The following is a 26,478-nucleotide window of genomic DNA, read 5'->3' as shown; positions in this document are numbered from 1 at the left end:
GGATAAGACATGGCTAAACAAATGCCTGATATTGGCGATTATAAATATGGTTTTAGAGATAAGGACGTATCGATTTTCCGTTCTAAACGAGGTCTTACGAAAGAAATCGTAGAGGAAATTTCTCGAATGAAAGAGGAACCTAAGTGGATGTTAGACTTTCGCTTAAAGGCTTTAGATACATTCTATAAGCTTCCCATGCCTCAATGGGGTGGCGATTTATCAGAACTAAATTTTGATGAAATTACGTATTATGTAAAGCCGTCTGAGAAATCCGAAAAGTCTTGGGATGAAGTACCAGATGAAATCAAATCAACTTTTGATAAGCTAGGTATTCCGGAAGCAGAACAAAAATATTTGGCCGGTGTTTCTGCACAGTACGAATCAGAAGTTGTTTATCATAACATGAAAGAAGATTTAGAAGCACTTGGTATCGTATTTAAAGATACAGACAGTGCATTGAAAGAAAATGAAGATATTTTCCGTGAGCATTTTGGAAAAACGATTCCGCCTACTGATAATAAATTTGCTGCTTTAAACTCTGCAGTTTGGTCTGGTGGTTCTTTCATCTACGTTCCAAAGGGAATAAAGGTTGATACACCTCTTCAAGCATACTTCCGTATTAACTCTGAAAATATGGGTCAATTTGAACGCACACTTATTATTGTTGATGAAGGTGCACATGTTCACTATGTAGAAGGTTGTACAGCACCTGTTTACACAACAAATTCTCTACACAGTGCTGTTGTTGAAATTAACATTAAGAAGAATGCATACTGCCGTTATACAACGATTCAAAACTGGGCAAATAACGTATTTAACCTTGTTACAAAGCGTGCAACATGCGATGAAAATGCAACGATGGAATGGATTGACGGAAACATCGGTTCGAAATTAACGATGAAATATCCAGCCGTTATTTTAAAAGGCGAAGGCGCACGTGGTTTAACATTGTCAATTGCGATCGCTGGTAAAGGACAGCACCAAGATGCAGGAGCAAAAATGATTCACCTTGCACCAAACACATCATCTACGATCGTTTCAAAATCAATTTCAAAGCACGGCGGAAAAGTAACATACCGCGGTATTGTTCACTTTGGCCGCAAAGCAACGAATTCTCGTTCAAACGTTGAATGTGATACGTTAATTATGGATAATCAATCTACTTCTGATACTGTGCCATACAACGAAATTTTAAACGACAATATTTCGCTTGAGCATGAAGCAAAAGTGTCGAAAGTATCAGAAGAGCAATTATTCTATTTAATGAGTCGTGGTATTTCTGAACAAGAAGCAACAGAAATGATCGTAATGGGCTTCATCGAACCATTCACACGCGAACTTCCAATGGAATACGCAGTTGAAATGAACCGTCTTATCAAGTTCGAGATGGAAGGTTCTATCGGTTAATGGCCTTACCCATTTCTTGTTGATAGGAAAAGATAAAATAGAAGGGTCTGCTTTTATAAGCAGACCCTTCTTTGTATAATGGTGAAGAAGGACTATTTGCAAGTGTATATAATAATTAGGGATGATTGCTCATAAAGTAATAGAAGCTATTGTAGCGTACAAGCTATATGTTTTGGTAAGAGATAAAGAGGAATAATAAACTCTTGAATGAGGGGAGTGGTTTTTTTGAAACGAGACCAAGAGGTTATGATACATCTGTATCATACGAATGATTTACATAGCCACTTTGAAAATTGGAAACCAATCTCTCAATTTATACGTCAGGAAAAAGAGCGACTTATAAATATGGGGGAAGAAGTGTTTACGCTCGATATAGGGGACCATGTGGATCGCTCTCATGTTATTTCGGAAGCGACTGCAGGGAAAGCAAATGTACAGCTGTTAAATGAAGCAAAATATGATTTTGCTACGATAGGAAATAATGAAGGGATTACACTAAAGAAAGATGATTTGGACCATTTGTATGAGGACGCACATTTTTCAGTACTCGTAGCAAATTTATTTTACATGGATGGCACGCGCCCTAAATGGGCAAAGCCCTATGAATTGCGTACTCTTCAAAATGGAATAACGATAGCATTTGTTGGTGTAACAGTGGCGTATCCCGTTTTTTATTCGCTCTTAGGCTGGAATATAACGGATCCTCATCTTGCATTAGAACAGGCTCTTGCTGAGGTACGAGAGAAGGCAGATATTGTTGTGCTACTTTCTCATTTGGGACGGAATGAAGATGAGTATATCGCAGAGCATTATGACGTGGACATAATTTTAGGAGCCCATACCCATCATTTCTTTGAAAGAGGATTAGAGCTACATGGTACACTACTTTGCTGCGTGGGAAAATGGGGTCAATACGTTGGACATGTGCAAATTGGTATCGATGGCAATACGAAGAAAATTACACGTATGAACGCTCGTACTTTGGCAACCAATCAGCTTCTAGGTTGGAAGGATTACGGAAATTCGCTTGCCCAGCTTCAAACAAAAAGTGAACAAATCATGGATGAACAAGTTGTGGAGTTAAAGGAAGATTTAGCTGTAGATTGGTTTGCAGGTACTCCTTTTTCAAAGCTGCTTGCAGCTTCCTTGAAAGAATGGTGCACAGCGGATATTGGTATGGTCAATGCCGGTATTTTATTAGAATCCCTGCCTAAAGGAATTGTAACTAGGGGAGATATTCACCGCGTTTGTCCGCATCCGATTAATCCATGTAAGCTTGTGGTAAACGGAAAGACATTACGAGAGGTTATCATTAAAGCACGCCGCGAGCAGACGGAGCATTTAGAAGTAAAGGGACTCGGTTTTCGAGGCAAGGTGATGGGAAAAATGATTTATGAAGGTGTCGAAATCATACCCGATACGATCCCTGGTAACAAAATACTGCTACAGGAAGTTCTTATTAACGGAGAACCGCTAGAATCGGATCGTTTTTATAGCATTGGCACAGTTGATATGTTTTCGTTCGGATATTTATTTCCAGAGTTTTTAACGGCAAAAGAAAAGCACTACTATATGCCAGAGTTATTACGTGATGTATTAAAGGAAAAGCTTATTGAAATGAGTCATTCTGTAAAATCGTAACAAACTACTCTTCTACTTCATAAAGATAAAGGGAAATGTTGCTAATTCTTAGGATGAGAAGAGGAGTGTGAGCATGTCATGATGAGTCTAGAGCCAATTTGTATTAACGGACATACTTTTCTTGCAGTTACAGTGAAGTTACCAAAGACAAATCTATTAGCGGTTACGACCGATAAAGGATATATAATGTGTGGTGCTCTTGATGTAGCTTTATTAAATAATAAATTAAAGGATCGTGGAATTCTTGCAGCTAGAGCGGTAGGAGTTCGGACGATTGAGGAGCTGCTAGATGCACCGCTTGAGTCGGTTACCTTTGAGGCAGAAAGCCGTGGCATTTGCACGGGAATGATTGGAAAAGATGCACTTATGAAAATGATTTAGATAATGTCCCCTCTTCTTGCATACATATGAAGTGAGAAGGGGGGATTTTTTTGCGTGTATTTCGTACGTCACGATTTCGGCGAGGGCCGCTCCCGTTTCGATATGTATTACTCATTTCATTTATTATTTTTTTACTTTTAACGCTGCAAGGTCTTTGGATTATTAGTCGAAGTATTACGCCAACACTTATGCTGTACGCTCAGTCGCAGACAAAGCGATTAGCGACAGTTGTTATTACAAAAGCGGTACAGGATAAAGTTCAATCTGGCTTTTCTGTTGATAAGTTAATGACAGTAGAACGTGATAATCAAGGTAGAGTGACAACAATTGATTTTAATCCAGAGATTGTGAACGGAATCTCTTCCTCCACAACGGCATCGATTGAACAATATTTGCGGTTAGCAGAAACAGGAGATATGGAGAAGCTTGGACTGAATGATCAGACCATGCTTACCTTGAAGCAAAAAGAGGGAAATGGAGCAGTATTTGCAATTCCGCTAGGGCAAATTACGAATAATGCATTAATTGGGAATTTAGGACCGAAGATTCCGGTGTCTTTCACAACGATTGGGGATGTACATACGAATATAAAACGGGATGTAAAGCCATATGGAATTAACAATGTCATGGTAGATATTGCTCTAGAAGTGAATGTGACCATGCAAGTAATTATTCCATTTCAATCCAAAGAAACTGTGATTACAACCGATGTACCTATTGCAATGCGTGTGATTCAAGGGGAAGTTCCGTATTATTACAGCGGAAGTAAAGAGGGGGGATCTCCGGCACTGCCAATGCCGAATTCGAAGCAGCCCTAACAAAAAGGCAACGGAATCTCATGTAAAGATTCGGTTGCCTTTGTTTACCCTACAAAATCAAACAGCGTTTCATATAACAGAACAATATTTAATAAGACAATGATGGCAGCACATAGAATTGCAATGTATGTTGTTACTTTTTTGTTTACCAATATCCCCATTAACTCTTTTTGTCTAGCAAAGTAGATGAGTGCGATAATTGGCATCGGCAAGACGATACTTAGAATAACTTGACTTAATACAAGGGTTTTCGTTGCGTCTAATCCTATTGTGACTACGATAAAGGCGGGTAGCATCGTAGCCACACGTCGAATCCATAGAGGAATAGTAAACCCAACAAATCCTTGCATGATGAGCTGACCAGCCATCGTGCCAACTGCTGAACTGGATAAGCCAGATGCTAATAATGAACCTAAAAACACAGCGGCAGACGCAGAACCAAGCAAAGGGGTTAACGTTTGATACGCAGTTTCAATGCTTCCAACAGCTGTATGGCCAGAATTATAAAATACGGCAGCTGACATGGCCATCATGGATATATTTACGAGACCTGCTAATCCCATTGCAATATAGATTTCAATCGTGCTAAATTTTTGGATACGAAGCTTTTGAACGTCTGTTTTCGCAATGACTCGTTTCTGTGTTAATCCCGAATGAAGGTATAAGGCGTGCGGCATAACCGTAGCACCAATTACCCCAACTGCAATCATAATGCTATCTTTGCCACCAATCCAAGGGACGACGCTATGATAGGCTACTTGTGAAACAGATGGATGAGATAGAACAATTTCGGTTAAGTAGCATAAACTAATGGATAGAGCAAAAATGGCAATGATTTTTTCTAATGGGCGAAATCCGAAACGATCTAATGCAACAATCGCGTACGTAATCAATCCTGTTATAATAACAGCTGCTATCATAGGCATATGAAACAATAGGTTTAATGCTAAGGCAGCTCCTAGAAATTCAGCTAAATCTGTTGCCATGGCTGCAAACTCTGAAAAAATCCACATAACATAGGAAAGCCAAGTTGGGAAATACTCTTTACAAAGCTCTGGTAAGCTTCTTCCTGTCGCAATTCCGAGCTTTGCTGACATGTTTTGAAACAGAATTCCCATTAGATTTGCAATGACAATAACCCAAAGTAATTTATATCCAAACTGTGATCCACCTGCTATATTCGTGGCGTAATTTCCTGGATCTATATACGCAATAGCAGCAATGAATGCGGGACCGATGAAAGGAAGAAGGGCAGCGAGACCCTTGCGCTTTCCGGACATGGAATCGTTCGCAGCGGTAACAGCTTTTTGATTATCGCGTGAAAGCTTATTTGCAATTTCACTCACCATACTTCATCTCCTCTTTGCCTGCATGGGACGCATTTTTCTTTATAAGGCGTTTTCTGACTCTCTTTTAATGAACGTATTGCAGTAATGACATAATATATGATTTTTTGCTATCTTTATCATATGCCATACTGCTAACTTCATACAAGTACTTTGTATGTATTTGTGCCAAAAAATTTTATAAGGCTACATTTTTTTCCCTAGTGCAAATTAATCGTATATAAAAAACAGCACATAATTAGTGCTGTCAGTATGATTTGGTTAACGCTTCTTCTTTTGTCTTTCTTGCCGTTCCCAGTTAGATAAATGTGCATAAGGGTCAAATGCCCATTCGGAGATGCCGTTATCTTTATAGAGTCCATAATGGAGATGCGGCGGGAATTTACCTGAAGTACCTGGTGGTCCGTAACCCGTGCTCCCTACATAGCCAATTACTGTTCCAGGCTCGACGATTTGTCCAACACGTAGCTCCTTAGAAAAGCCTCCTAAGTGTGCAAAATAGTGATAATTATTCTGCATATCACGAATGCCAACGCGCCATCCTCCAAGGCGATTCCAACCTTTAAGTTCAATGGTTCCAAAGCATGTGGATCGAACGGGTACACCATAAGGAGCAAAAATATCTGTTCCTTCATGCATGCGGCGTCCACCAAAGCTTCGCTTATCTCCAAAGGTACTACGGTAGCTATGATTGCTACGAATAGGAAGAGGGAATACATTCCCTTCGATGTCTAATCGGTTGTAATGCTTATATATATTTGCATATTGGGTAATCATTTCAACTGTTTTTCCGCGTTTGTAATGTTCCCAAAGCATAATCTTAATGTGATCTCTATCGCTTCCAAAGTGATTCAAAATTGTAGCCATCGTGTACAGCGTATCTTTATCATTCGTTTGATCGGCGTAGCCATCGCCGTCACCATCACGACCCATACCACCAAATAATCCAATCGTAAATGGATTTCGGTCATGCTCATTTGGATTCCCAAGGCCTGACCACATCTCTGGCTTAAAATAAATACTAATGACACCTGTTTCCTTTTTCGGAATATCTTTTCGTACGGCCCTTACATTACGTTCGTATTGATCTACGGCTGCAAAGTATTGCCATGGTACAAGTGATACGGCTTCCATTTCCTTATATAAAGCCATTCTTTCAGTAAAAATAGTCTGTTTATCACTTTCACCTTTTGCTACTTCAAGGGGAACAAGTACATATATACAAATAATAAGAACCAATTTCTTTAGCACATTATCAAGTCCTTTCCGCAGGCGTCTCTACTTATATTGTGGGATATATGCTTGTTTTCATCATAGTAAATAGATGGAAATTATAATGCGCTATCTTCCTTTCTACATAATTAGTATGATATAGTTAGTAACACTTATACGTTTAGAAAGTTTAGGTGATAAAATGACACAGTCAAATGAACATATACGTAAGCCAGAGTGGTTAAAAATTAAGTTAAATACAAATGACAATTATAAAAATTTAAAGCGTATGATGCGCTCGGAACAGTTACATACAGTATGTGAAGAAGCGAAATGTCCTAATATACATGAATGCTGGGCAGTGCGCCGCACAGCTACGTTTATGATACTAGGGGATATCTGTACACGCGCATGTCGTTTTTGTGCAGTGAAAACAGGTTTACCAACTGAACTAGATTTACAAGAGCCAGAGCGTGTTGCTGATTCCGTGCTGCAAATGAATCTAAAGCATGTCGTCATTACAGCTGTAGCACGCGATGATTTAAAGGATGGAGGGGCGCGTATCTTTGCAGAAACGGTCCGGGCTATACGACGTAAAAACCCATTTACTTCCATCGAAGTACTTCCATCTGATATGGGTGGTGTTCGTGAAAACCTACAAATTCTTATGGATGCAAAGCCGGATATTTTAAACCATAATATTGAAACGGTACGCAGGTTATCAGATCAAGTACGTGCACGGGCAAAATATGATCGTTCTCTTGAATTTTTGCGCCGCGCCAAGGAAATGCAGCCGACTATTCCTACTAAATCAAGTATTATGATAGGACTTGGTGAAACAAAGGAAGAAATTTTGGAAGCTATGGACGATTTGCGTGATAATCACGTTGATATCGTGACACTTGGTCAATATTTACAACCAACGAAAAAGCATTTGCTGGTGGAAAAGTATTGGTCACCTGCTGAATTTGCACAGTTAAAGGAAATAGCGCTTAGCAAAGGATTCAGTCATTGTGAGGCAGGTCCACTTGTACGATCCTCCTATCATGCGGATGAACAAGTGGAGGCTGCGCAGGAAAAAAGTCGAGTAGCAAAGTCATGACGAAAACTTGTTAGAAGTAGGATTGGTTATCTCATGCTATTTTAATTTAGAAATTGTTGGTTGCTTCCGTTTATGATAGGATTAGGATAAAGTTGTTTAGAAGGGAATAATGTAAGATGGAAAAGCATGAGGTGAAGAAAAGCACGACTGTTAATAACATACTTTATGAAGTAGTTGAGGAAATGCATGGCGCCTTTAATGAAGAAGCGTTTAAGAACCGTTATGCAGATATTTTAAATAAATATGATTATATCGTAGGAGACTGGGGTTATAACCAGCTTCGTCTTCGTGGATTTTTTGAGGATGGCAATCAGCGCGCAACTTATGATACCCGCATTAGTACATTATCGGAGTATTTATATGAGTACTGTAACTTTGGGTGTTCATACTTTGTTTTGAAGAAAGTAAAGAAATAATAAATAAAGAAGAGACCATTTGGTCTCTTCTTTATTTATTTTATACAACTGCCTCATAAAGGAATTCACGAAGTTCGTTTGCTATTTCTTCATCTACTTTAAAAGCTGCTTCGATATACCCAGGTTCTTCTAGGTCATCAGGTCCAATAATTGCAAAATTATTGCGTTGGGTATCAAGGACAAGTACTTTATTGTAGTAGTGATCTGAGTAGACTAGAGCTAAATCATGTCGTACATTTTCCCCCATAAAACTAACAAAACGTGTTTTTGTTACAACTGTATCATCATACAGAAAAAAATGTTCTCCCATACTCCCTCTCCTTTATATGTTTAGATTTAAATACGGCTTATGATCTAAATGGTGATGGGCACGTATGAATCGTACCGTTCTTGTTTTTGCACGCATTACGATGGAATACGTTTCCGCCAAATCTCCGCCAAGGAACCGAACCCCTTCAAGAAGTTCCCCGTCAGATACTCCAGTTGCTGCAAAAATAGCATCTTCACCAGCCACTAAATCTTCCATTTTTAGCAATTGTCGTGGGTTAGCTAAACCCATTTTTCGGCAGCGAGCATCTTCTTCATCTGACATGGGAACGAGTCGTGCTTGCATTTCTCCACCTAGACATTTCAACGCTGCAGCTGAAATAACCCCTTCAGGAGCGCCGCCGATGCCAACGAATAAATCAATGCCCGTAGAAGGAATAGCGGTAGCAATAGAAGCCCCTACGTCTCCATCGCTAAATAGTTTAACACGAGCGCCCTTATTACGTATACGTTCAATTATTTCGTCATGACGTTCCCGTTCTTGCACGATAACAGTTAAATCACGAATTCGTTTGTTATTTGCCTTAGCAACGGTTTCTATTGTTTTTTCAATTGGATCATCCAAGCTTATTTTTCCAGCTGCATTTGGTCCAACTGCAATTTTTTCCATGTACATATCAGGTGCATGCAATAGGTTTCCCTTATCTGCAATGGCAATAACTGTCATCGCATTTGCACGACCTTTTGCAACAATATTCGTTCCTTCAAGCGGGTCGACTGCAATATCTACATCCGGCCCATTTGTTGTTCCAAGCTTTTCTCCAATATACAACATCGGTGCTTCATCGAGCTCTCCTTCACCGATGACGACTGTTCCGTTCATATTTACAGAATCCAACATAGTGCGCATTGCAGAAGTAGCGGCACCATCTGCCTCCATTTTTTTTCCCCGTCCCATCCACTGGGCGGAAGCTAAAGCAGCAGCTTCTGTTACACGAACAATTTCTAATGCAAGTTCACGATCCAAGGTGACATTCCTCCAATTTCAGAAAAAAATCCAACATTACTACTATAACAGAGATGTTATAAAAGATAAAATTGAAAGAAGTCGATTTTTTTCTGGTAAAGAAGTAGAATAAAGATGAATGGTGTATGAAAAGGCTTTAATTTCCTAGTAAGGAGTGATTTGATGTACTTCGTAGATCGAAAAAGAATTGAGCTCATGCTTCAATGCTTAGAAGAAGTAACCGCTACTTTTACCAATGCTAAGCTATACACAACTCCGATAGAAAAGCTGGCGTTAGAACGCATAGCACTTCTTATGGTAGATTCTATTCTAGATGTTGGAAATAGCATGATTGATGGCTTTATTATGCGAGACCCTGGTAGCTATGATGATATTATTGATATTTTGATGGATGAAAAAGTTGTATTAGATGAGCAAGGCAAACAGTTGAAAAAAGTAATTAAACTTCGGAAAATGCTGATGCAGGAGTATATGAATATAGACCATGATCAAATTGTATCCGTTGTAAATGAAAACCTACAATCTATACAAGCCTATCCTGCTCGTATTCGTACCTACCTAGAGCAAGAACTAGGTCCAGTATCTGCTTTTAGTAATTCATAAGCGGGTATAATGAAAAGGTGACAAAACAAGAACGCTTCAGTCGAAGCGTTTTTTTTCTACCTTCAAATCGATTATCATAGGATAGTAGCCTATTAAAAAAGGAGAACGAGGATGAACACATATAAAGGGTATTTAATCGATTTAGATGGTACGATGTATCGCGGAGAAGAGAAAATTGAAGAAGCCAGTGACTTTATAAAAGCATTAGTGAAGAAGGACATTCCTTATTTATTTGTAACTAATAATTCTTCGCGTAAGCCAGAGCAAGTGGCAAAAAAATTAATGAGTTTAGATATTCCAGCTACACCTAAGCATGTCTTTACTACAAGTATGGCAACTGCAAACTATATGATAGAACGTAAACCGAAGGCTTCTGTATATATGATTGGTGAGGAAGGATTACGAGAGGCTTTAATAGAAAAGGGATTTACGTTTACGGATGAACATCCTGATTATGTGGTAATTGGCATTGACCGTGAGATTACGTATGAAAAACTAACGAAGGCATGTTTAGCTGTACGAAATGGAGCAACATTCCTTTCTACAAACGGAGATATCGCGCTCCCAACCGAGCATGGCATGTTGCCAGGGAACGGAGCGTTAACATCGGTTATCGCCGTTTCCACGCAGGTAAATCCGATATTTATTGGAAAGCCAGAAGCCATTATTATGGACCAAGCATTAAAGGTAATTGGAACGAAGCGTGAGGAGACCGTAATGGTTGGCGATAATTATGACACGGACATTTTAGCAGGAATTCGGGCGGGTATGGACACTCTTCTCGTTCATACGGGCGTAACGACAGTAGAGAAATTAACAAATTATGAAACGCAGCCAACTCATGTTGTGCATTCGTTGACGGATTGGTTAGAGAAACTATGATAAGAATAAGCCTGTTCTATTGAACAGGCTTATTCTTACTGTGATTTTTTGACGAAACGTTTGAAAATTGGAATACGCTGTAGCTGCGCTCCTAGTATGTTTGATGTGACAGTATCGCGTAAGGACAACCACAAGAATAAAATTCCACCTAGACCCCCACAGAATATGACAATAAGTAAGGATTTCATATAGGATTGACCCGGAATAAACGATGTAAGAAGAAGACGGACAATCGTTACGACGGCAGCCATAATCAAAGAATAAAGTAAAATTCGAATAATAACGTTCCGGGTTTTTATATAATCAAAATGAGTATATTTTATAATACAATACACCATAATGACATCCGAAACAGCATAACCAAGGATTGTGCCAATTACTGCACCGTGCCCACCAAATAGATATAAAAGTGGAATATTCGAAAGGAGTTTCACAAGAATTCCAATGGAAAAAGCCATCATTGTTTTCCTTTGATAATCAATTCCTTGTAATATTGCAGCGGCTACCGTAAATATGGCACTAAATACAGCAGACGGTGCATAAGAAAATAGATACGGAGAACCTTCTAATGCTACTTGTGGGTTCACATACACAATGCGAAATGCATCATAGGAAATACAAGCTAATCCAACGGCAGCTGGAATTGTAAATAATAATAGAATTTGAAAAATTTTCGCAATCTGTTGCTTGAGTTCTTCTGTTTCGCCCATCGTATGCGATTGAGTGATAGCTGGTATAACACTTAATGAAAAGCCAGTTGCTAACGAAGCAGGAATCATAATTAATTTTTGCGCATAGTTTGTTACATAAGCAAATACACCATTTGCTTGTTCCTGCGGCATACCCGTAGATTTTAAAGTATCTGCAACGGTGTATTGATCAATTAATGTATAAAGAGGAATGGCGATTCCTACAAATACAATCGGTATTGCGTAACGAAGCAATTCCATATACATATTTGGCAACGGAACATAGGAAGAACGTGTTTTTCTCTCACCCGGTTTTGGCTTTAGTCCATTATATTTTCTCCAGTAGTAGAGTAAAATGGCCACACTAGCAATCGCTCCCACCGTTGCCCCAAAGGTTGCAACAGAAACGGAAGAAGCAATAGAGCCTTTCCATATTTTTGATACGACATAGCTTCCGATTAATATAAATAGAACACGGGCAATTTGTTCGATTACCTGAGATACTGCACTTGGCTTCATATGTTGAAAGCCTTGAAAATATCCGCGTGTAACACTCATGGCAGGGACAATAATAAGTGCGAAGCTAAGCGCGCGCATCGTTAAGGTTACATTTTCCACAAATCCTGGCTCTGGTGTTGTAGAACGAATAATTAACTTTGATACGAAAGGAGCTCCGAAATATAAAATCGCAAAGCCAATAAATCCAAGTAGTAGCATTAATTTTAAACTCGAGCGATAGAGTTTTTTGCTCGTATTGTAATCATGAAGTGCATTGTACCGTGCAACAAATTTCGAAACGGCAATTGGTACACCGGCTGTGGAGAAGCTTAGTAGAATCCCATACCAAGAATAGGCATATGAATATAGCGCGACTCCTTCCTTTCCGACCAATAGTTGAAACGGAAAGAAGTAAATAAACCCTAAAATGCGAGAAATCATCGTTGCTCCGCTAAGAAGCATCGTTCCTTTTAATATTTTTGAATTAGACACCTTTTTCACCCTATTTGCTTCGAATAAGCGTATGTATACGCTCTTTGTGTATAAAAAGAAACAAGTATAAGTATATGTTAAATCCTTTAAGATGTAAAAGTTCAAAATGGTGAACACCACTTATTACTAGTAGTTTTGTAACATAGTGCATTTAAAATGAACGATTTGTCCACTTGAAACGTACTATTGGTAAAGGGACTAAAGGAGGGAATGCAGTGCTTGAAATCAAACATTTATCTAAAGCATATAAAGGCGGTAAGCAGGCGATTCATGATATCCATCTAACGATAGAAGCAGGTGATATTTATGGGTTTATAGGACCAAATGGTGCGGGGAAGACGACAACATTGAAGTGCATCGCAGGGATACTCGAATTTTCGGAAGGAGATATATATATTGATGGTAAATCCGTAAAATCCGACCCAATAGCGTGCAAAAGTGTAACTGCCTATATTCCAGATAATCCGGATTTATACGAGAATATGACGGGTATTCAATATTTAAACTTTATTTCTGATATTTTTAAAATTCCTAAACGCGAACGTGAAAAGCGAATTGAACAATATGCAAATCTATTTGAGATTACGGAACGCTTAGGGGATTTATTGTCCGCATATTCGCATGGAATGAAGCAAAAGTTGGCCATTATTTCAGCTTTGATTCACCAACCTAAATTATTATTACTAGACGAACCGTTTGTAGGATTGGATCCAAAGGCAGCGTTTCAGTTAAAGCAACTCATGAAAGAATACTGTAAAAATGGAACGGCAGTTTTTTTCTCCTCTCATGTGCTTGAGGTAGTGGAAAAACTATGCAATAAAATTGCTATTATTAAAGATGGACAACTTATCGCAAGTGGTGAAACACAACAAGTAAAGGGAAATGGCTCATTAGAAAGTCTATTTTTGGAGTTGACGAATCATGGATGAACTATTGATATTGCTTAAAGCAAACATGCTCCAATCCCTCGGTTTGAATAAACGTTTTAGAAGTAAAGTAAAAAGTGAAAAAGCACGTATTGCACTCTTAACCACTATTTTAATAATGGGGGGGCTATTTGCACTTCTGATAGCCTTTGGCTATATGTATGGCTTTGCACAGCTCCTGCATTCAATTGGTGCGTTCCAGTATTATCTTGCCTTTGCAGTTATTATTTCTTGGATTGTTATATTTTTTTCCTGCTTATATATGATGCCTGGCTATTTGTTAGCTTTTAAAGATTTTAATTTATTACTGGCATTGCCAGTAAAACCAACCGCTATCTTGCTAAGTAAAATGTTGTTTTTGTATTTGATGCATTACATCATGTCGTTACTGATTGCTATTCCAGTTGTTGTAATTGACGGCATAGAAACGAATGCAAACCTATTCTTTTATGTACTTGCGTTCATAATGACATTTTTTATTCCGTTTCTTCCTATGATGATAGGAGCATTCGTATCCTTTCTGTTAGGTAAGATTGCTACTAAATTTCGCTCCTACAATATGGTTTTATTAATTGGGTCTTTTGGCTTATTATTAGCTATTTTTACAAGTTCTTGGTTTATAAATGCAAATTCGGCTACCCAAACAACTTTATTGCCTATTATAGAAAAAACAGTATACATTTTGATTCCATCAGCTCTATTTATGCAAGGATTACAGAATTTACAAGTAGGTGATCTGTTACTATTTGTTGGGATAAACATCGTTCCCTTTGTGCTATTTACTGCCCTATTTTCGAAAGGATTTATGTCCATTAATGCGCAAATGACGGAAACCTATAAAGCAGATACGTATCAAATGACGGCACTAAAAACTAGAGGGGTTTTCCATGCCTTATTCAGAAAAGAACTACGAAGTTACTTTGGTTCTTATATATACGTATTAAACACGTGGTTTGGTATGGTTCTGCTTACCTTTTTCACTATATTGACTCCCATTGTAGGAATAGATCTTTTAAAACAAGTGGTGGGTGTATCATCTGTTGCTAACATGGAGCTTCCTATCCTTATAGCAATCTTTTCACTACCAGTATGTTTAAGTAGTACAACTAATTGTTCCATTTCGATTGAAGGACAGACGTATTGGATTGCAAAATCATTACCAATTGATACGCTCACTATATTTAAAAGTAAAATTGCAGTCAATTTAATTGTGATTATCCCATTGTTACTAATAGATACAGTCATTGTAGGTGTAACCTTTCATTTATCATTTGGCTCTTCCATTCTGCTATTAGTAGTTCCGTCTTTCTATGCACTATTAATCGCAAGTAGTGGACTTTTAATTAATTTGTATAATCCAAAACTTATATGGGATTCCCAGACAGTTGTCGTAAAACAAAGTGCAAGTGTTATGCTCTCACTTCTATTTGGCTTTGGTGTTGCCTTGTTGTCCATTGGCTGTTATATGATTTTTCAACCACAAAATGTTCTTTTCTTTTTTAGTGTTTTGCTCCTCGTTCTAGTGGCAGCCAATGGTATTGTATGGTATATGCTGAAAACAAAAGGAGTTAATCTTTATCGACAATTATAGGAGGGAGCTAATGAACTCGCAATGTCTGAACAGGAGTTAATTGAACGAGCAAAACAGAAAGACAAAGAAGCATTTGCAGAGCTTTTTCAGATGCACTACTTGTTTTTGTATCGGTATGTATTGAAATTGACGTTACATCATGAAACAACGGAGGATATTATTCAGGAATCGATGATGAAAGGGTTCTTCCATATTACCAAGTATGATGCATCTTCTTCCTTTTCTTCCTGGCTAATTACGATTGCAACCCGCACATATTTTGACCTATTGCGTAAAAAGAAACGCGAAAGGGAATGGATAAATCAGCAACAACAAGCTGGGAAACATCAGCTTACTTGGCAGCTTCAATCTATCAATGAGCGTTGGTCGGATACGATGGAAAGCTTTAGTAAGCTGAAACCAGACGTGCGATGTGCTTTACTATTAAAGCATTACTATGGGTATTCGTACGATGAAATTGCACAAATGATGATGGAGAAAAGTGGGACAATCAAGTCGCGCGTACACTATGGCATCGCATATGTAAGAAAGGAGCTAACACTTGATGAATGAACGAACTTCTTTTCAAATAGAAATGGAAAAACTTGACCGTATACCAATACAGAGTGTAACGATTGAAGACATATTGATAAAAATAAGCGAGCAAGAACATCTGCAAAATGTCAAAATGAAACATGATATATCCATATTCATAGTAGCAGCTATAATGTTGCTCACAGGATTTATCTTTGCGTTATTAAAAATAGTTGTGCTTGTTATAGTCTTGCAAGTAGTTGTGGTTGTTTTCCTTCCCATCTTAGCATATTTTGACAAGAAAAATAGCAAACAGATGAATGGGTGGGATGGAAGATGAGCGAATTACAAATTGTTTTATTAGCCATTATATTACTTTCGCAAGGAATCTTTTTGTTCGTAGATGCAAGAAAGAGAGGATTGCATGCATGGTTTTGGGGGATTGTTGGTTTAGTACAATTTCCGTTTCCCATTCTTATATATTATATTCTTATTATGAGAAAAAATAAGAAGAAATGAAGGTAGAGGAAAATGACGCAAGAAGGAAAGAATGTATCCCTTTTGCGCCATTGTTGTATTTATCCCGCTATTTGTGGGCAGTAAGACCCCCACTTCAAGGCTGTAGAAAATCAAAAAAGACTAAGTGGGGGTCAAACTGCCCGTAAAAGCCCGATTGGTCGGGCTAACCATCAGTGGGGGATGAAGAAAACCCCCACTGATGGAAGTTTCACTTTATCCTTCTTCATTTTCCGCGTGATGTGCTAATCGGCTAGATGCAGCAGCTGCAATGGCGCCAACGATGTCGTCTAAGAATGTATGGATATAACCGGTCGTTTTGTCATTTAAATATTTTAAGATTCCTGGTTTTACTTTATCCACGTAGCCAAAGTTCGTAAAGCCAATTGATCCATATACATTTACGATGGAAAGTGCAATGACTTCATCAATGCCGTACAATCCTTCATCACGTGCTACGATGCTTTGCAATGGTTCATCTAACATCTGCTTTTCAGCTAGCATATCGAGTTGAATACCGGTTACAATTGCATTTTGTACTTCACGCTTTGCTAATACACGGCTTACATTGAATCGACACTCTTCCATTGATAAATTCTCATGATATTTTTCCTGTAAAAAATATACGAGCTCTGCAATATCCTCTGTTTTTACCCCGCGTTGTTGCAGTAATTCCAATGCTTTTTTTTCAATTTCATTACCTGTTGTCATTCTATCACCTTTTCTTCTTATTATTAATTTATAGAGATATTGCCACTTGGTAAAGCTAGTTGCATTTTTACGATCAATTTGAATAAGAAAATGGCTAATGAAGCAAAAATGTAGCTCATATACATAATAGCAGGGTGGTGAAAATATGATACAAGAGTTATTTGACTACTATCAGTTGCAAGTAAATGAACTTGTTACATTAGGAAATTATAAAAGTTTTTGGATACGAAATAAAGTATACGTTCTCGTTCCAATCGGGACTTTTCAAGAAGAAGACCTGTTAGAGATGAAAAGACTAAGTGATTTCATTTCTGAACAGGGGGATCTCTCTGTTGTAACATTTATACCCAATATGCAAGGTTATTATGTGAGCGACATACAAAAGGAATCCTATTGCTTGCTAAGAGGGACAAGATTGTCCGAGCGGCAGCAAGCCGTGGAGGCCAAGGAATTAGCTATTCTTCATCAAAGAGGAAGGTTATACCCTGGTGAGGTAGAGCATTTGAGCCGAATCGGACAATGGAAATCCCTCTGGGAAAAAAGGTTAGATCAGCTTGAAAAATTTTGGCAAGGTAGGCTCTCTAATCATCCTGAAGCAGCGTTTGAAACATTGTTTATTGATTCATTTCCTTATTATTTGGGCTTAGCAGAAAATGCAATTCAATATGTTGTTGATACGGAACTTGACGACGAGCCTCAGCACTCTGATGCGGCTACGATTTGCCAAGAACGTTTCACTTCAGAAACATGGTCTGCCACGAAACGATTGAAGATTCCTACTGAATGGGTGTACGATCATGGAACTAGAGATATAGCAGAGTGGATTCGTCACACTTTTTTACAGGGCACAGAAACGTTTCCAGATACCATTCTTCAATTTATATATGATTATGAGACTGTGCAACCACTCTCATCGTTTGGCTGGAGACTACTGTACGCAAGGCTGTTATTCCCCCTTCCTTATTTTGAAGCAGTGGAAGGATACTATTTAGCACGTACCGAAGAAAAAAGAAGTTATTATGCGGATCAATTGGAGACAATTGTGGAGGATACAAAAAGAATGGAAGAATTTTTGAGTACGTTTTATAGTCACGTTCGTCTGCCTACTGAAAAACTAGGCATTCGCGAAATTGATTGGTTTCGTAAATAAATGAATGAAACCGGCTAGCTCCTCTGGTCAGAAAACCTCCGCCCATAAAGGCAAAAAGCGCCTTTTTGTGCGGAGAACTTCTGCCCTATGGAGCTGGACAAGTCGGTTCCGCTTTTCTTGGTGTCTAGCTACACCGGCTAGCTCCTTCCGGCCGGAGAACCTTCACCTATAAAGGCAAAAAGCACCTTTTTAGGTGAAGAACCACCGACCTCCGGAGCTGAACAAGCCGGTTCCGCTTTTCTTGGTGTCTAGCTGCACCGGCTAGCTCCTCCGGTCAGAAAACCTCCGCCCATAAAGGCAAAAAGCGCCTTTTTGTGCGGAGAACTTCTGCCCTCCGGAGCTGAACAAGCCGGTTCCGCTTTTCTTTAGAATACTTGTTCTACTTCTACGATTCCTGGTATTTCTTCTAATAGTGCACGTTCAATACCTGCTTTTAGGGTAATGGTAGAGCTTGGGCAGCTGCCGCATGCTCCCATAAGACGTAATTTCACGATGCCGTCTTCTACGTCGACTAATTCTACGTCCCCGCCATCTCTAAGCAAGTATGGGCGTAATTTATCTAGTACTTCTTGAACTTCATTTAAAATTGATTCGTTATCCATTTATATCGACTCCTTTCTGTAGTTTTATTATAATCAGGATATGGAGAAAAAGCGAACGAATGCATTTATGTTTTTAATTATTTGTAATATGAAAACATTGGATACTATATGAGGGGAATTGATGTAATGAAAATTAGTGTGTACGGAGCGGAAGTAACATGTGCAAGCTGTGTAGGAATGCCATCCTCAATTGAAACATTTGAATGGCTACAGGCAGCCATTGGTCGTAAATATCCGAATAACTCATTTCAATTTGAATATGTTGATATTTTCAATCCACAGAAGGATGAAGAAAAACGCACCTTTTCACAGCGAGTGATCGACGAAGACTTATTTTATCCTGTTGTATTGGTGAATGAAACGATCGTTGGAGAAGGAAATCCAAGATTAAAGGACGTATATGCAGAGATTGAGAAGTGCTTGTAGAGCCAAGAATAATATATAGAATAAGAAGCTTGCGTATACAAGCTTCTTATTTTAATTGCGCCCGTTTTGTAAAAAAAGTTTGATAGCCAAGCTGGACCAATGCAATGACTGTGAAAGATACACTGCCTGTAATACCAAGCATAATGGCAATTTGGTATTGTATGGCGATAAGCGGTGAAACGCCTGATAAAATTTGTCCAGTCATCATCCCAGGGAGCGTTACGATACCCATCCCAACCATGCTATTTATCGTTGGTAGAATAGCTGTATCAAAGGCTTGCTTTACGACTTGTCTAGCTGCTTGTTTTGGAGTCGCGCCGAGCATAAGCGCACCCTCGATGTTACTGCGATTATCTCGCATTCCGCTTACAAGAGCAGTAGCACCAAGTGAAACACCAGTCATAGCATTTCCGATAATCATGCCCGCTATTGGTACAACGTATTGTGGTTCATACCAAGGGGAATGTCCAATAACAACGAAAATGAAAAATAAGAGTGGTACAAGCGTCCCGCCAATCATAGAAAGGGCAATAATTTGCTTTAAAGACTTAGAAAGCGGCACTTTTACCCGTTTGCAAGCATTAATAATCGCAAATGTCAGCATGATTGAAATAATAAGTACGGTATAGAATGGATTGCTGTTATCAAATACATATGTCAAGATGTAAGCGACGAGAACAAGCTGGATTGTCATACGAAAGGTTGCAATCGTTATTTCTTTTTCTCTTGCAATCCCCATCCACCGAACGAGACCAAGCAAAATCAAAATAAAGATGTATGCAGCTGATAGCTGCCAAATTTGAAGCGTAATAATACCTTTCATCTTACAACTTCCTTTCGCGCAATTCGGTGCTCTTTGTCAATTTCAATTATGTCATTGGCTTCTTCTTGCATAAGCGTACGCGAATGCGTAATCATAATGACTGTTTTTTGAAGTAGTTTCGCATCTTCTATAAATTGATGCATAACTGAGCGCGCTGTTTGTTCATCGAGAGCGGAAGTAGGCTCATCTAGTAAATAGACATTTGGATTCATCAAGGAAAGTCTGGCTAACGCTAATCGTTGCTTTTCCCCACCTGATAATGCACCGGCCTCCTCGTCTAGTTTTTTATCTAATTGTACATGGGAAAGGGCAAGGCGAAGCGCTTCATCGTCTTTTTCCTCTTGTTCACAAAAACGGAGTCCGATGAGTAGATTGTCCCTTACGCTTCCTTCGAATATAGGCGGTGTTTGACCAAGCATGATGATTTCTCTACGAAGCAAAATAGGATCATAGGAGGAGAGGGGCTTGCCTTGATACAAAATGCTCCCGCTATCAGGGGAATGTATATCATTAAGTAGCTTAAGTAAAGTCGTTTTTCCACTCCCGCTTTCACCTATAATACAAGTTACTTTTTTTTCGCGAATTGATAAAGCTGGAATATGTAAAATATGCTTGTACTTCACGTTTTGTAGTTGAAACATAAAAAATGCCTCCTTCGTCATGTCTATTATGAAGGAGACTCGCTATTGATACAATATATTCTGTTAGACAACAAAAAACCCCGCATTAAATGCGAGGTAATGTATTATCCGTTATGGTATTTATAACGGATAATACGAAAAATTTGATTTCAGTTGTTCCTCTTGAACAAATAAAAGTGCATGAGCATCATACCGATATCAGCACAAACGAATCTTATGTAGCTGAGCATAATGAAGAAACAAGTGCTACCATTTCCACATGGATTCGAAGTGTTTTACCGCATTAAAAAAGTTCTGCAACTATAGAGTTTTTTTAAAAAATTTATACTAATATTTAATATCGAATGTAAAAGGTTGAAGTCTATTTGAGTAATCATCTGATGAAGCCTCTACATATAATTGTACTTGTCCACTATCCGCAGAGAGTTTTGGAAAAACTATTACTCCATCTGATGAAAGACTTGGTAAAATGTCTGCTTGTACTTCTTGATACTTGGCATCATAATTTTTAGTTTCTTCGTTTTGTTTTCCGTTATCTATTAGCTTTGTATTAAAGCTATAGAAATGAACTTTTACTTTGGATTCATTCTTCACTGATACGTAGACGCGTGTTTCATTATCTGCTACCTCTATTTTTTTAACAGCAAGCTTATACCCATTCTGATTTTGTTCCTGGTTCACATCAATTGTTTTCTTTGCAGGTGCAAAAGCTGTTGCGTAATCTGATTTTTCAACGCTTTTTGCTAATACAACTGGGGCCTTTACTGTAGCGCCAAAGGCGTTTTGACCAGATGTTTCGTCAGTAACAGACCCTTTTATATGTACAATATCCCCTTGTTTAAAATCGGTGTTCGTATCTTTAATGGCCACAATCGTATTTAATGAGTTATTCGCATCCGCCCAAACCTGTAGCATAGTGCCTTCTTTATCCTTTTCGGGTTGTACAAAAACCTTTCCATAAAAATCTACGCTGTATCCTTTATAGCTTTTAGGATCAGAGTGCATTTTGGCAAAATCTTCTTTAGCTAAAACCTTGCTATCATTATTGTTTTGAGATGTAGTTGAAGCGCTCTTCGAACATGCAGCTGATAATGCGATACAGATTGATACAATAATTAGTAGTAACTTTTTCACAAAATATCCCCCTAATTCATAATAATTACAATGATAATTATAACAGCATAAATCTTACATTTTCGTTAAAAAAGTGAGGGTTTTATTAAGAAAATTATATAAGATTTAAAATTTACTTTAAGATTGTGCGGACCGAATGAATAGGCTTACCTTATGGGAGAGTAAATGGTAGAAGATTGAAGAGATTGTTTGGAAGGATTGTAAAAAAACGCCTAAAATCTGTCCAATTTTTAATTTTCAGTAACTATATTTTGAACCGTAAAATTAAAAACCCTTGATTTATCAAGGGTTTTGATGGTTTTTGATTCAAGAAAATGTATTATCCGTTATGGTATTTATACATCCATAATATTCCGGATTTCAACAAACGTGGTACACGACCCATAAGAGGTTGATTTGCTAATAGTCCAAAGCCATGTTTCTTACCAAGTGCACCGAGTATTCCTTTTAGCTTAATAACAGGTAATTCTTCTGGAAGTGCTTCCCCGTTCCAGCGTTTTAATAATACGGATACAATTTGTTCAGCTTGTCCTTCCGCTAATTGTGCAGATGGTGCATGAGGAAGGCTAGCGCAGTCGCCAAGGGCGTATACGTTCTCATTGTCAGGAATATTGTGATATTTTGTTATAACTAAACGTCCACTATTATCTTTTTCAACTGGAAGCTGTTGTACAACTTCATTTGCCTGAATACCAGCTGTCCATACTATTGCATCACAAGAAAGAGGCTCATCATGATTGTATATGGTGTTAGGTTCTACTTTCGTAATATTAGAGTTGCGAACTATCTCCACATTATTCGAAATAAACCAATCTTCCACATAATGACTGAGCTTTTCTGGGAACGCAGGTAAAATGCGATCTCCTCTGTCAAATAAAATGATTCGTAAATCTGATCTGCTTTCGCGTAGCTCACTTGCTACTTCAACGCCGCTTAGTCCAGCTCCTACAATGGTAACAGTTGCACTCGCAGGAAGACTATTTAACAATTGGTACGTATGTCTTGCCTTTTCCATGGATTGAATGCTGCAAGTGTATTCTTTTGCTCCTGGAACGTTATGGTACTTATCTATGCAGCCGAGGCCGATAATTAAATCATCGTAACGTATTGTTTCATCATCTTTTAATTCTACTTCTTTACGATCAAGATTAACATTTACGACTGTACCGTATTTTACGGTAAGACGCGGATGCTCTGGAAATGGAATGCGAATATTCGTCTCACAAATTGTTCCTGCAACTAATGCGTAGAATTCTGTTTTAAAACTGTGATATGGCACTTTGTCTACAAGAGTAATTTGGACATCGCCTGGAAGATTATTTGGAAGAAGACGTTGTAAGATTCTCATTCCACCGTATCCGCCACCGAGAATAACGAGGTGCTTCATGATGGATTTCCCCTTTGCAATTTAGAATGATCCCTTAAACCGAAAATCTAGTCTTAGATTAATAGGTAGTGAGCCTCATTTAAGAAAGGTTCACTTTATATTGTTAATTTTTTTTGAACATTACTTATCAAAATTATAACGAATACTTGCGTAAATAACAATTAGTATCTAATCCTTTTTATAAGTTATAAATAGTAGTAATTGCTTGACGTGTTTTTTAAAAACCTTTACATTAGCAATAATAGTGAGGTGAAATAGCGGTGATTAAGCCCTTAATTGAATTTTGTGTGAGCAATTTAGCAAATGGTTCCCAAAAAGCCCGTGCTGTTTTGGAAAAGGATTCGAATTTAGACATTATTGAATATGGCTGTTTAGGTCATTGTGGAAATTGCTATGAAGGACCATACGCACTTGTAAATGGTGAGGTGGTAGTAGGAACAACTAATGATGATCTCATAAAAAATATATACGATTATTTAGAACAAAATGAGATATTCTAAATATGAAATAAGACCGTTATACAAAACTCTGTATCCTATGAGTTTTACATAACGGTCTTATTTGCTAGGTGAGTTAATCTTCGATAATATGAAAATTAGGGGATGTTCTTATTGTGTTCAACATCTTCACAATTTATACTTAGGGCAATCTAATTTTGTTTGGAGTGGAGAATAATGAAGCAATTTGCATTTACAAAAATGCATGGTCTTGGTAACAATTATATTTATGTAAATATGTTTGAAGAAAATCTCGATGAAACGCATTTCCCAGATATTGCTCGTAATGTATCCAATATTTACACAGGAATCGGGTCCGACGGGATGATTCTTGTCTGTCCATCTGATAAGGCACCTGTGAAGATGAGAATTTTTAATAAAGACGGCTCAGAAGCAAAAAGTTGTGGGAATGGTCTTCGCTGCGTTGCAAAGTATGCATATGAACATAAGCTAGTAGATGATCCAATATTTCTTATTGATACAGTATCTGGACCGGTACAAGCACATGTATATGTAGAGAATGGGAAGGTCACAAGCGTAACAGTGGATATGGGAAAGCCTCGTCTCAAACGCAAGGAATTGCCGATGTTAGGGGAAGAAGAAAATCCATTTATTACAGAGCCTTATGTATTTGAAGGAAAACAATATGATATTACAGGTGTTTCTATGGGGAATCCCCATGCAGTTATTATGGTAGATGAAATGAAGCAAGCGCCTCTTACTACATTAGGTCCTGTATTAGAAAAACATTCGATGTTTCCGGAAGGAGTAAACGTAGAGTTTATAGAACTCCTCAATAAATCAGAAATGAATTTTCAAGTATGGGAAAGAGGTTCAGGTGTTACACAAGCATGTGGAACAGGGGCTTGTGCCGCAGTAGTAGCAGCTATTTTACATGAGGAAATGGAAAGAAATACTGAAATTACGGTTCATCTAGCAGGCGGGGATCTACAAATTACCTGGACTGAAACGGGCAATGTACTCATGAAAGGCCCTGCTGTTACCATTTGTGAAGGCGTATATTATTACTAGGCTTTGGATTTGTGAACAAATGCCGATCGCGAGTATAATGAAATGGAAAGGAAGGTGTTACGTATGATTATAGTTACGGAACAAGCAGCATTTCATATACAAGATATGATTAAACAAAGCGGAGAGGATAATCAATATGTTCGTCTCGCTGTTCAGGGCGGGGGATGTAGTGGTCTTTCTTATGGACTTGGTTTTGATAATGAGATTAAAGAAACTGATCAGCAGTTCGAATTTTTCGGCGTGAAATTTATCATTGATAAAAAGGATATGCCGATTTTAAAGGGAGTATCGATTGATTATAAGGAATCGATGCTAGGCGGCGGATTTACGATTGATAATCCAAATGCGATTGCCACATGTGGATGTGGGTCATCCTTCCGAACTGCAGCAAACGCTGGTACTCCAGAGCAGTGCTAGGTAAAAAGAAAAGTACGTTATCGTTATAATAGATGAAGCCTAAGCTTATAGCCTAGGCTTTCTTTTTGTTTTATAAATGATCCTTGGACTGGTGAAAATAATGCTTTCCTGGAGTATGAGTAATTTTTATAGCAATTGGTCAGCACAGGGATACGCATGCTATTTCCTACTAAAAGAACCGTTTTGACTTTTAGTAAAGAAAGCTTGGTTCCTATGAAAAGTTGTACTTTTGAGATAAAATGGAACGATTTTTACTTGTATTCAATTAAAATACATATATGTTGCAGATGAGGAAGAAAAAAAGGATAAATGAAATAGGATTCTCTTCTCATTTCCTCTTGAAATTGGGTTAAAATAGAAGAGCAACTCATGTTACAGTTTTTCTTTGAATGTACAATAATATGGGTGGCATCAAACTTGCACTACTATAACATTATAAAACATTAGATTGGAATATGTTTGCAGTTAGGATAGGTTTTGAAAAAAATGGAATGACAATTTAAACAGCACTACGATTATACGATTGGAGTTAAATAGCATGAAAAAAATGAGTTATTTCCTATTAATGCTAGCAATCATGCTAGTAACGACTGGTTGTGGCCAAGATAAGTTGAGTAACGGCAAAACACCGCTAGTACAAATGAATGAGTCGAAGCAATTGAAGATTGGAATTAATCCCACGGTTCCCCTGTATGCTTCCCTCGATAAGAATGGAAACTTATCTGGTTTCGATATTGATGTTATAGAAGAGGTGGCAAAACGCCTAGGTGTGAAAACGAAGTATTATTTTTCAAATGGGGATTCTTTATTTGCAGGGTTAAGCTCTAAGCGCTATGATGTAGCGACCAGTCACATGGAAATCGTAAAAGAGCGACAAAAAATGTATGATTTCTCTAAGCCCTATCAGGAAACAAATACGGTGATTGTTGAAAAAAGTGAACAAAAAAAACCACTTAATTTAAATAATCTTAAGGGAGCAAGCATTACATTACCTATCACCTCGTATTATGCTTCTCTTGCACGTAACTATAAAATGTATGTTATGCAGGGAGAAACATTTGAAAGCGGAATGATTGATCTGGAAAATGGAAAATCAAAATATATGATCTTTGACAAGGATGTCGTGCAACGGTACATAGCGGATAAACAAATTAACGATTTGAAAATATCATATACATTTCCAGAAAAACAGCAAATTGGTATGATGTTTCGAAAAGGGAATACTGACCTTGTTACTAAGGTAAATGAGAAATTAAATGAGATGGAGAACGATGGTACAATAAAAAGGCTTACGGATAAGTGGTTTACTGGGCAAGTGAGCGTTAATTAAA

31 protein-coding genes are annotated in these 26,478 nt (G+C 38.1%); 20 read left to right on the top strand and 11 right to left on the bottom strand.

The features are described from left to right. Window positions 1-9: 9 nt before the first annotated feature. The 4 genes from sufB to yunB all read left to right on the top strand — a co-directional run bounded on the left by sufB (window position 10) and on the right by yunB (window position 4,247). On the top strand, window positions 10-1,407 hold the full coding sequence (gene sufB, locus ACAN53_RS12190) for a Fe-S cluster assembly protein SufB (protein WP_379970392.1): 1,398 nt from the start codon (window positions 10-12) through the stop codon (window positions 1,405-1,407). Between the two features lie 225 nt (window positions 1,408-1,632). Next, window positions 1,633-3,048, top strand: coding sequence for a bifunctional metallophosphatase/5'-nucleotidase (locus tag ACAN53_RS12185; RefSeq protein ID WP_379970391.1), 1,416 nt, complete (start codon window positions 1,633-1,635; stop codon window positions 3,046-3,048). Window positions 3,049-3,126: 78 nt separating this feature from the next. Further along, window positions 3,127-3,429: a YunC family protein gene (locus tag ACAN53_RS12180; RefSeq protein ID WP_379970390.1), complete on the top strand. Its 303-nt coding sequence runs from the start codon at window positions 3,127-3,129 to the stop codon at window positions 3,427-3,429. Between the two features lie 50 nt (window positions 3,430-3,479). Further along, entirely contained in the window at window positions 3,480-4,247 is a 768-nt protein-coding gene (yunB, locus tag ACAN53_RS12175) for a sporulation protein YunB (RefSeq protein WP_379970389.1), read from the top strand. 44 nt (window positions 4,248-4,291) lie between these two features. Here yunB and ACAN53_RS12170 read toward each other — a convergent pair whose 3' ends face one another. Both ACAN53_RS12170 and ACAN53_RS12165 read right to left on the bottom strand, forming a co-directional pair. Then, on the bottom strand, window positions 4,292-5,596 hold the full coding sequence (locus ACAN53_RS12170) for an Nramp family divalent metal transporter (protein WP_379970388.1): 1,305 nt from the start codon (window positions 5,594-5,596) through the stop codon (window positions 4,292-4,294). 258 nt (window positions 5,597-5,854) lie between these two features. Continuing rightward, window positions 5,855-6,844 (bottom strand): M23 family metallopeptidase, encoded by a 990-nt coding sequence (locus ACAN53_RS12165; RefSeq protein ID WP_379970387.1) that lies wholly within the window; start codon window positions 6,842-6,844, stop codon window positions 5,855-5,857. A 163-nt stretch (window positions 6,845-7,007) separates the two neighbouring features. On the opposite strand from ACAN53_RS12165, the gene lipA reads away from it, so the two are divergent. Together lipA and ACAN53_RS12155 are read left to right on the top strand one after the other, a co-directional pair. Further along, window positions 7,008-7,907, top strand: a complete 900-nt coding sequence (lipA, locus tag ACAN53_RS12160) for a lipoyl synthase (protein ID WP_379970386.1) — start codon at window positions 7,008-7,010, stop codon at window positions 7,905-7,907. A 116-nt stretch (window positions 7,908-8,023) separates the two neighbouring features. Continuing rightward, complete coding sequence (locus ACAN53_RS12155; protein WP_379970385.1) at window positions 8,024-8,323, top strand: YutD family protein; 300 nt, start codon at window positions 8,024-8,026, stop codon at window positions 8,321-8,323. Between the two features lie 40 nt (window positions 8,324-8,363). Here ACAN53_RS12155 and ACAN53_RS12150 read toward each other — a convergent pair whose 3' ends face one another. Next, window positions 8,364-8,633, bottom strand: coding sequence for a DUF3055 domain-containing protein (locus ACAN53_RS12150; protein ID WP_379970384.1), 270 nt, complete (start codon window positions 8,631-8,633; stop codon window positions 8,364-8,366). A gap of 12 nt (window positions 8,634-8,645) precedes the next feature. Then, window positions 8,646-9,617, bottom strand: coding sequence for a class II fructose-bisphosphatase (glpX, locus tag ACAN53_RS12145; protein ID WP_379970383.1), 972 nt, complete (start codon window positions 9,615-9,617; stop codon window positions 8,646-8,648). Window positions 9,618-9,779: 162 nt separating this feature from the next. Here glpX and ACAN53_RS12140 point away from each other — a divergent pair, with 162 nt between their 5' ends. Both ACAN53_RS12140 and ACAN53_RS12135 read left to right on the top strand, forming a co-directional pair. Continuing rightward, on the top strand, window positions 9,780-10,220 hold the full coding sequence (locus tag ACAN53_RS12140; protein ID WP_379970382.1) for a DUF86 domain-containing protein: 441 nt from the start codon (window positions 9,780-9,782) through the stop codon (window positions 10,218-10,220). Window positions 10,221-10,331: 111 nt separating this feature from the next. After that, on the top strand, window positions 10,332-11,102 hold the full coding sequence (locus ACAN53_RS12135) for a TIGR01457 family HAD-type hydrolase (protein ID WP_379970380.1): 771 nt from the start codon (window positions 10,332-10,334) through the stop codon (window positions 11,100-11,102). A 35-nt stretch (window positions 11,103-11,137) separates the two neighbouring features. Here the strand turns inward: ACAN53_RS12135 and ACAN53_RS12130 are convergent, their stop codons facing one another. Then, on the bottom strand, window positions 11,138-12,781 hold the full coding sequence (locus ACAN53_RS12130) for a putative polysaccharide biosynthesis protein (RefSeq protein ID WP_379970379.1): 1,644 nt from the start codon (window positions 12,779-12,781) through the stop codon (window positions 11,138-11,140). A 215-nt stretch (window positions 12,782-12,996) separates the two neighbouring features. Between ACAN53_RS12130 and ACAN53_RS12125 the strand changes: the two genes are divergently transcribed. Genes ACAN53_RS12125 through ACAN53_RS12105 form a run of 5 tightly spaced genes read left to right on the top strand, consistent with a single transcriptional unit; the run spans window position 12,997 to window position 16,330 of the window. After that, window positions 12,997-13,710, top strand: a complete 714-nt coding sequence (locus ACAN53_RS12125) for an ABC transporter ATP-binding protein (protein WP_379970378.1) — start codon at window positions 12,997-12,999, stop codon at window positions 13,708-13,710. Further along, entirely contained in the window at window positions 13,703-15,298 is a 1,596-nt protein-coding gene (locus ACAN53_RS12120; RefSeq protein ID WP_379970377.1) for a hypothetical protein, read from the top strand. Before ACAN53_RS12125 ends, ACAN53_RS12120 begins: the two co-directional genes overlap by 8 nt. A gap of 21 nt (window positions 15,299-15,319) precedes the next feature. Then, the gene (sigY, locus tag ACAN53_RS12115; protein ID WP_379970376.1) at window positions 15,320-15,850 is read left to right on the top strand and encodes an RNA polymerase sigma factor SigY; all 531 of its coding nucleotides are present in this window, start codon (window positions 15,320-15,322) and stop codon (window positions 15,848-15,850) included. Then, window positions 15,843-16,151: a DUF5345 family protein gene (locus tag ACAN53_RS12110; protein WP_379970375.1), complete on the top strand. Its 309-nt coding sequence runs from the start codon at window positions 15,843-15,845 to the stop codon at window positions 16,149-16,151. The genes sigY and ACAN53_RS12110 overlap by 8 nt, the downstream gene beginning before the upstream one ends. Further along, window positions 16,148-16,330, top strand: a complete 183-nt coding sequence (locus ACAN53_RS12105; RefSeq protein ID WP_379970374.1) for a transcriptional regulator — start codon at window positions 16,148-16,150, stop codon at window positions 16,328-16,330. Before ACAN53_RS12110 ends, ACAN53_RS12105 begins: the two co-directional genes overlap by 4 nt. A gap of 213 nt (window positions 16,331-16,543) precedes the next feature. Here the strand turns inward: ACAN53_RS12105 and ACAN53_RS12100 are convergent, their stop codons facing one another. After that, entirely contained in the window at window positions 16,544-17,038 is a 495-nt protein-coding gene (locus tag ACAN53_RS12100; RefSeq protein ID WP_379970373.1) for a phosphatidylglycerophosphatase A family protein, read from the bottom strand. 145 nt (window positions 17,039-17,183) lie between these two features. Between ACAN53_RS12100 and yutH the strand changes: the two genes are divergently transcribed. Next, window positions 17,184-18,188 (top strand): spore coat putative kinase YutH, encoded by a 1,005-nt coding sequence (yutH, locus tag ACAN53_RS12095; RefSeq protein WP_379970372.1) that lies wholly within the window; start codon window positions 17,184-17,186, stop codon window positions 18,186-18,188. Window positions 18,189-18,553: 365 nt separating this feature from the next. On the opposite strand, the gene ACAN53_RS12090 is transcribed toward yutH, so the two are convergent. Then, window positions 18,554-18,790: a NifU family protein gene (locus tag ACAN53_RS12090; RefSeq protein ID WP_379970371.1), complete on the bottom strand. Its 237-nt coding sequence runs from the start codon at window positions 18,788-18,790 to the stop codon at window positions 18,554-18,556. Between the two features lie 126 nt (window positions 18,791-18,916). On the opposite strand from ACAN53_RS12090, the gene ACAN53_RS12085 reads away from it, so the two are divergent. Continuing rightward, window positions 18,917-19,216 carry a YuzD family protein gene (locus ACAN53_RS12085; RefSeq protein ID WP_379970370.1) on the top strand — a complete coding sequence of 100 codons (300 nt, stop codon included), beginning with the start codon at window positions 18,917-18,919 and terminating at the stop codon, window positions 19,214-19,216. Window positions 19,217-19,262: 46 nt separating this feature from the next. Here ACAN53_RS12085 and ACAN53_RS12080 read toward each other — a convergent pair whose 3' ends face one another. Next, complete coding sequence (locus ACAN53_RS12080) at window positions 19,263-20,039, bottom strand: ABC transporter permease (RefSeq protein WP_379970369.1); 777 nt, start codon at window positions 20,037-20,039, stop codon at window positions 19,263-19,265. After that, complete coding sequence (locus tag ACAN53_RS12075; RefSeq protein ID WP_379970368.1) at window positions 20,036-20,680, bottom strand: ABC transporter ATP-binding protein; 645 nt, start codon at window positions 20,678-20,680, stop codon at window positions 20,036-20,038. Before ACAN53_RS12075 ends, ACAN53_RS12080 begins: the two co-directional genes overlap by 4 nt. 113 nt (window positions 20,681-20,793) lie before the next feature. Here ACAN53_RS12075 and ACAN53_RS12070 point away from each other — a divergent pair, with 113 nt between their 5' ends. Beyond that, complete coding sequence (locus ACAN53_RS12070) at window positions 20,794-20,967, top strand: hypothetical protein (RefSeq protein WP_379970366.1); 174 nt, start codon at window positions 20,794-20,796, stop codon at window positions 20,965-20,967. Between the two features lie 40 nt (window positions 20,968-21,007). Here ACAN53_RS12070 and ACAN53_RS12065 read toward each other — a convergent pair whose 3' ends face one another. Then, on the bottom strand, window positions 21,008-21,814 hold the full coding sequence (locus tag ACAN53_RS12065) for a DUF4352 domain-containing protein (RefSeq protein WP_379970365.1): 807 nt from the start codon (window positions 21,812-21,814) through the stop codon (window positions 21,008-21,010). A gap of 319 nt (window positions 21,815-22,133) precedes the next feature. Beyond that, window positions 22,134-23,201, bottom strand: coding sequence for an NAD(P)/FAD-dependent oxidoreductase (locus ACAN53_RS12060; RefSeq protein ID WP_379970364.1), 1,068 nt, complete (start codon window positions 23,199-23,201; stop codon window positions 22,134-22,136). 260 nt (window positions 23,202-23,461) lie between these two features. Here ACAN53_RS12060 and ACAN53_RS12055 point away from each other — a divergent pair, with 260 nt between their 5' ends. The 4 genes from ACAN53_RS12055 to ACAN53_RS12040 all read left to right on the top strand — a co-directional run bounded on the left by ACAN53_RS12055 (window position 23,462) and on the right by ACAN53_RS12040 (window position 26,477). Next, entirely contained in the window at window positions 23,462-23,701 is a 240-nt protein-coding gene (locus ACAN53_RS12055; RefSeq protein WP_379970363.1) for a YuzB family protein, read from the top strand. A 174-nt stretch (window positions 23,702-23,875) separates the two neighbouring features. Continuing rightward, window positions 23,876-24,730 carry a diaminopimelate epimerase gene (dapF, locus tag ACAN53_RS12050; RefSeq protein ID WP_379970362.1) on the top strand — a complete coding sequence of 285 codons (855 nt, stop codon included), beginning with the start codon at window positions 23,876-23,878 and terminating at the stop codon, window positions 24,728-24,730. A gap of 63 nt (window positions 24,731-24,793) precedes the next feature. Then, complete coding sequence (locus ACAN53_RS12045) at window positions 24,794-25,147, top strand: HesB/IscA family protein (RefSeq protein WP_379970361.1); 354 nt, start codon at window positions 24,794-24,796, stop codon at window positions 25,145-25,147. 538 nt (window positions 25,148-25,685) lie between these two features. Beyond that, window positions 25,686-26,477: a substrate-binding periplasmic protein gene (locus tag ACAN53_RS12040; protein ID WP_379970360.1), complete on the top strand. Its 792-nt coding sequence runs from the start codon at window positions 25,686-25,688 to the stop codon at window positions 26,475-26,477. Window position 26,478: the final 1 nt, after the last annotated feature.

Source organism: Ectobacillus soli, from assembly GCF_042610425.1.
In the GTDB taxonomy this organism is placed as follows: Bacteria; Bacillota; Bacilli; order Bacillales; family Bacillaceae_G; genus Ectobacillus.
This window is presented reverse-complemented; position numbering and strand designations above follow the sequence as displayed.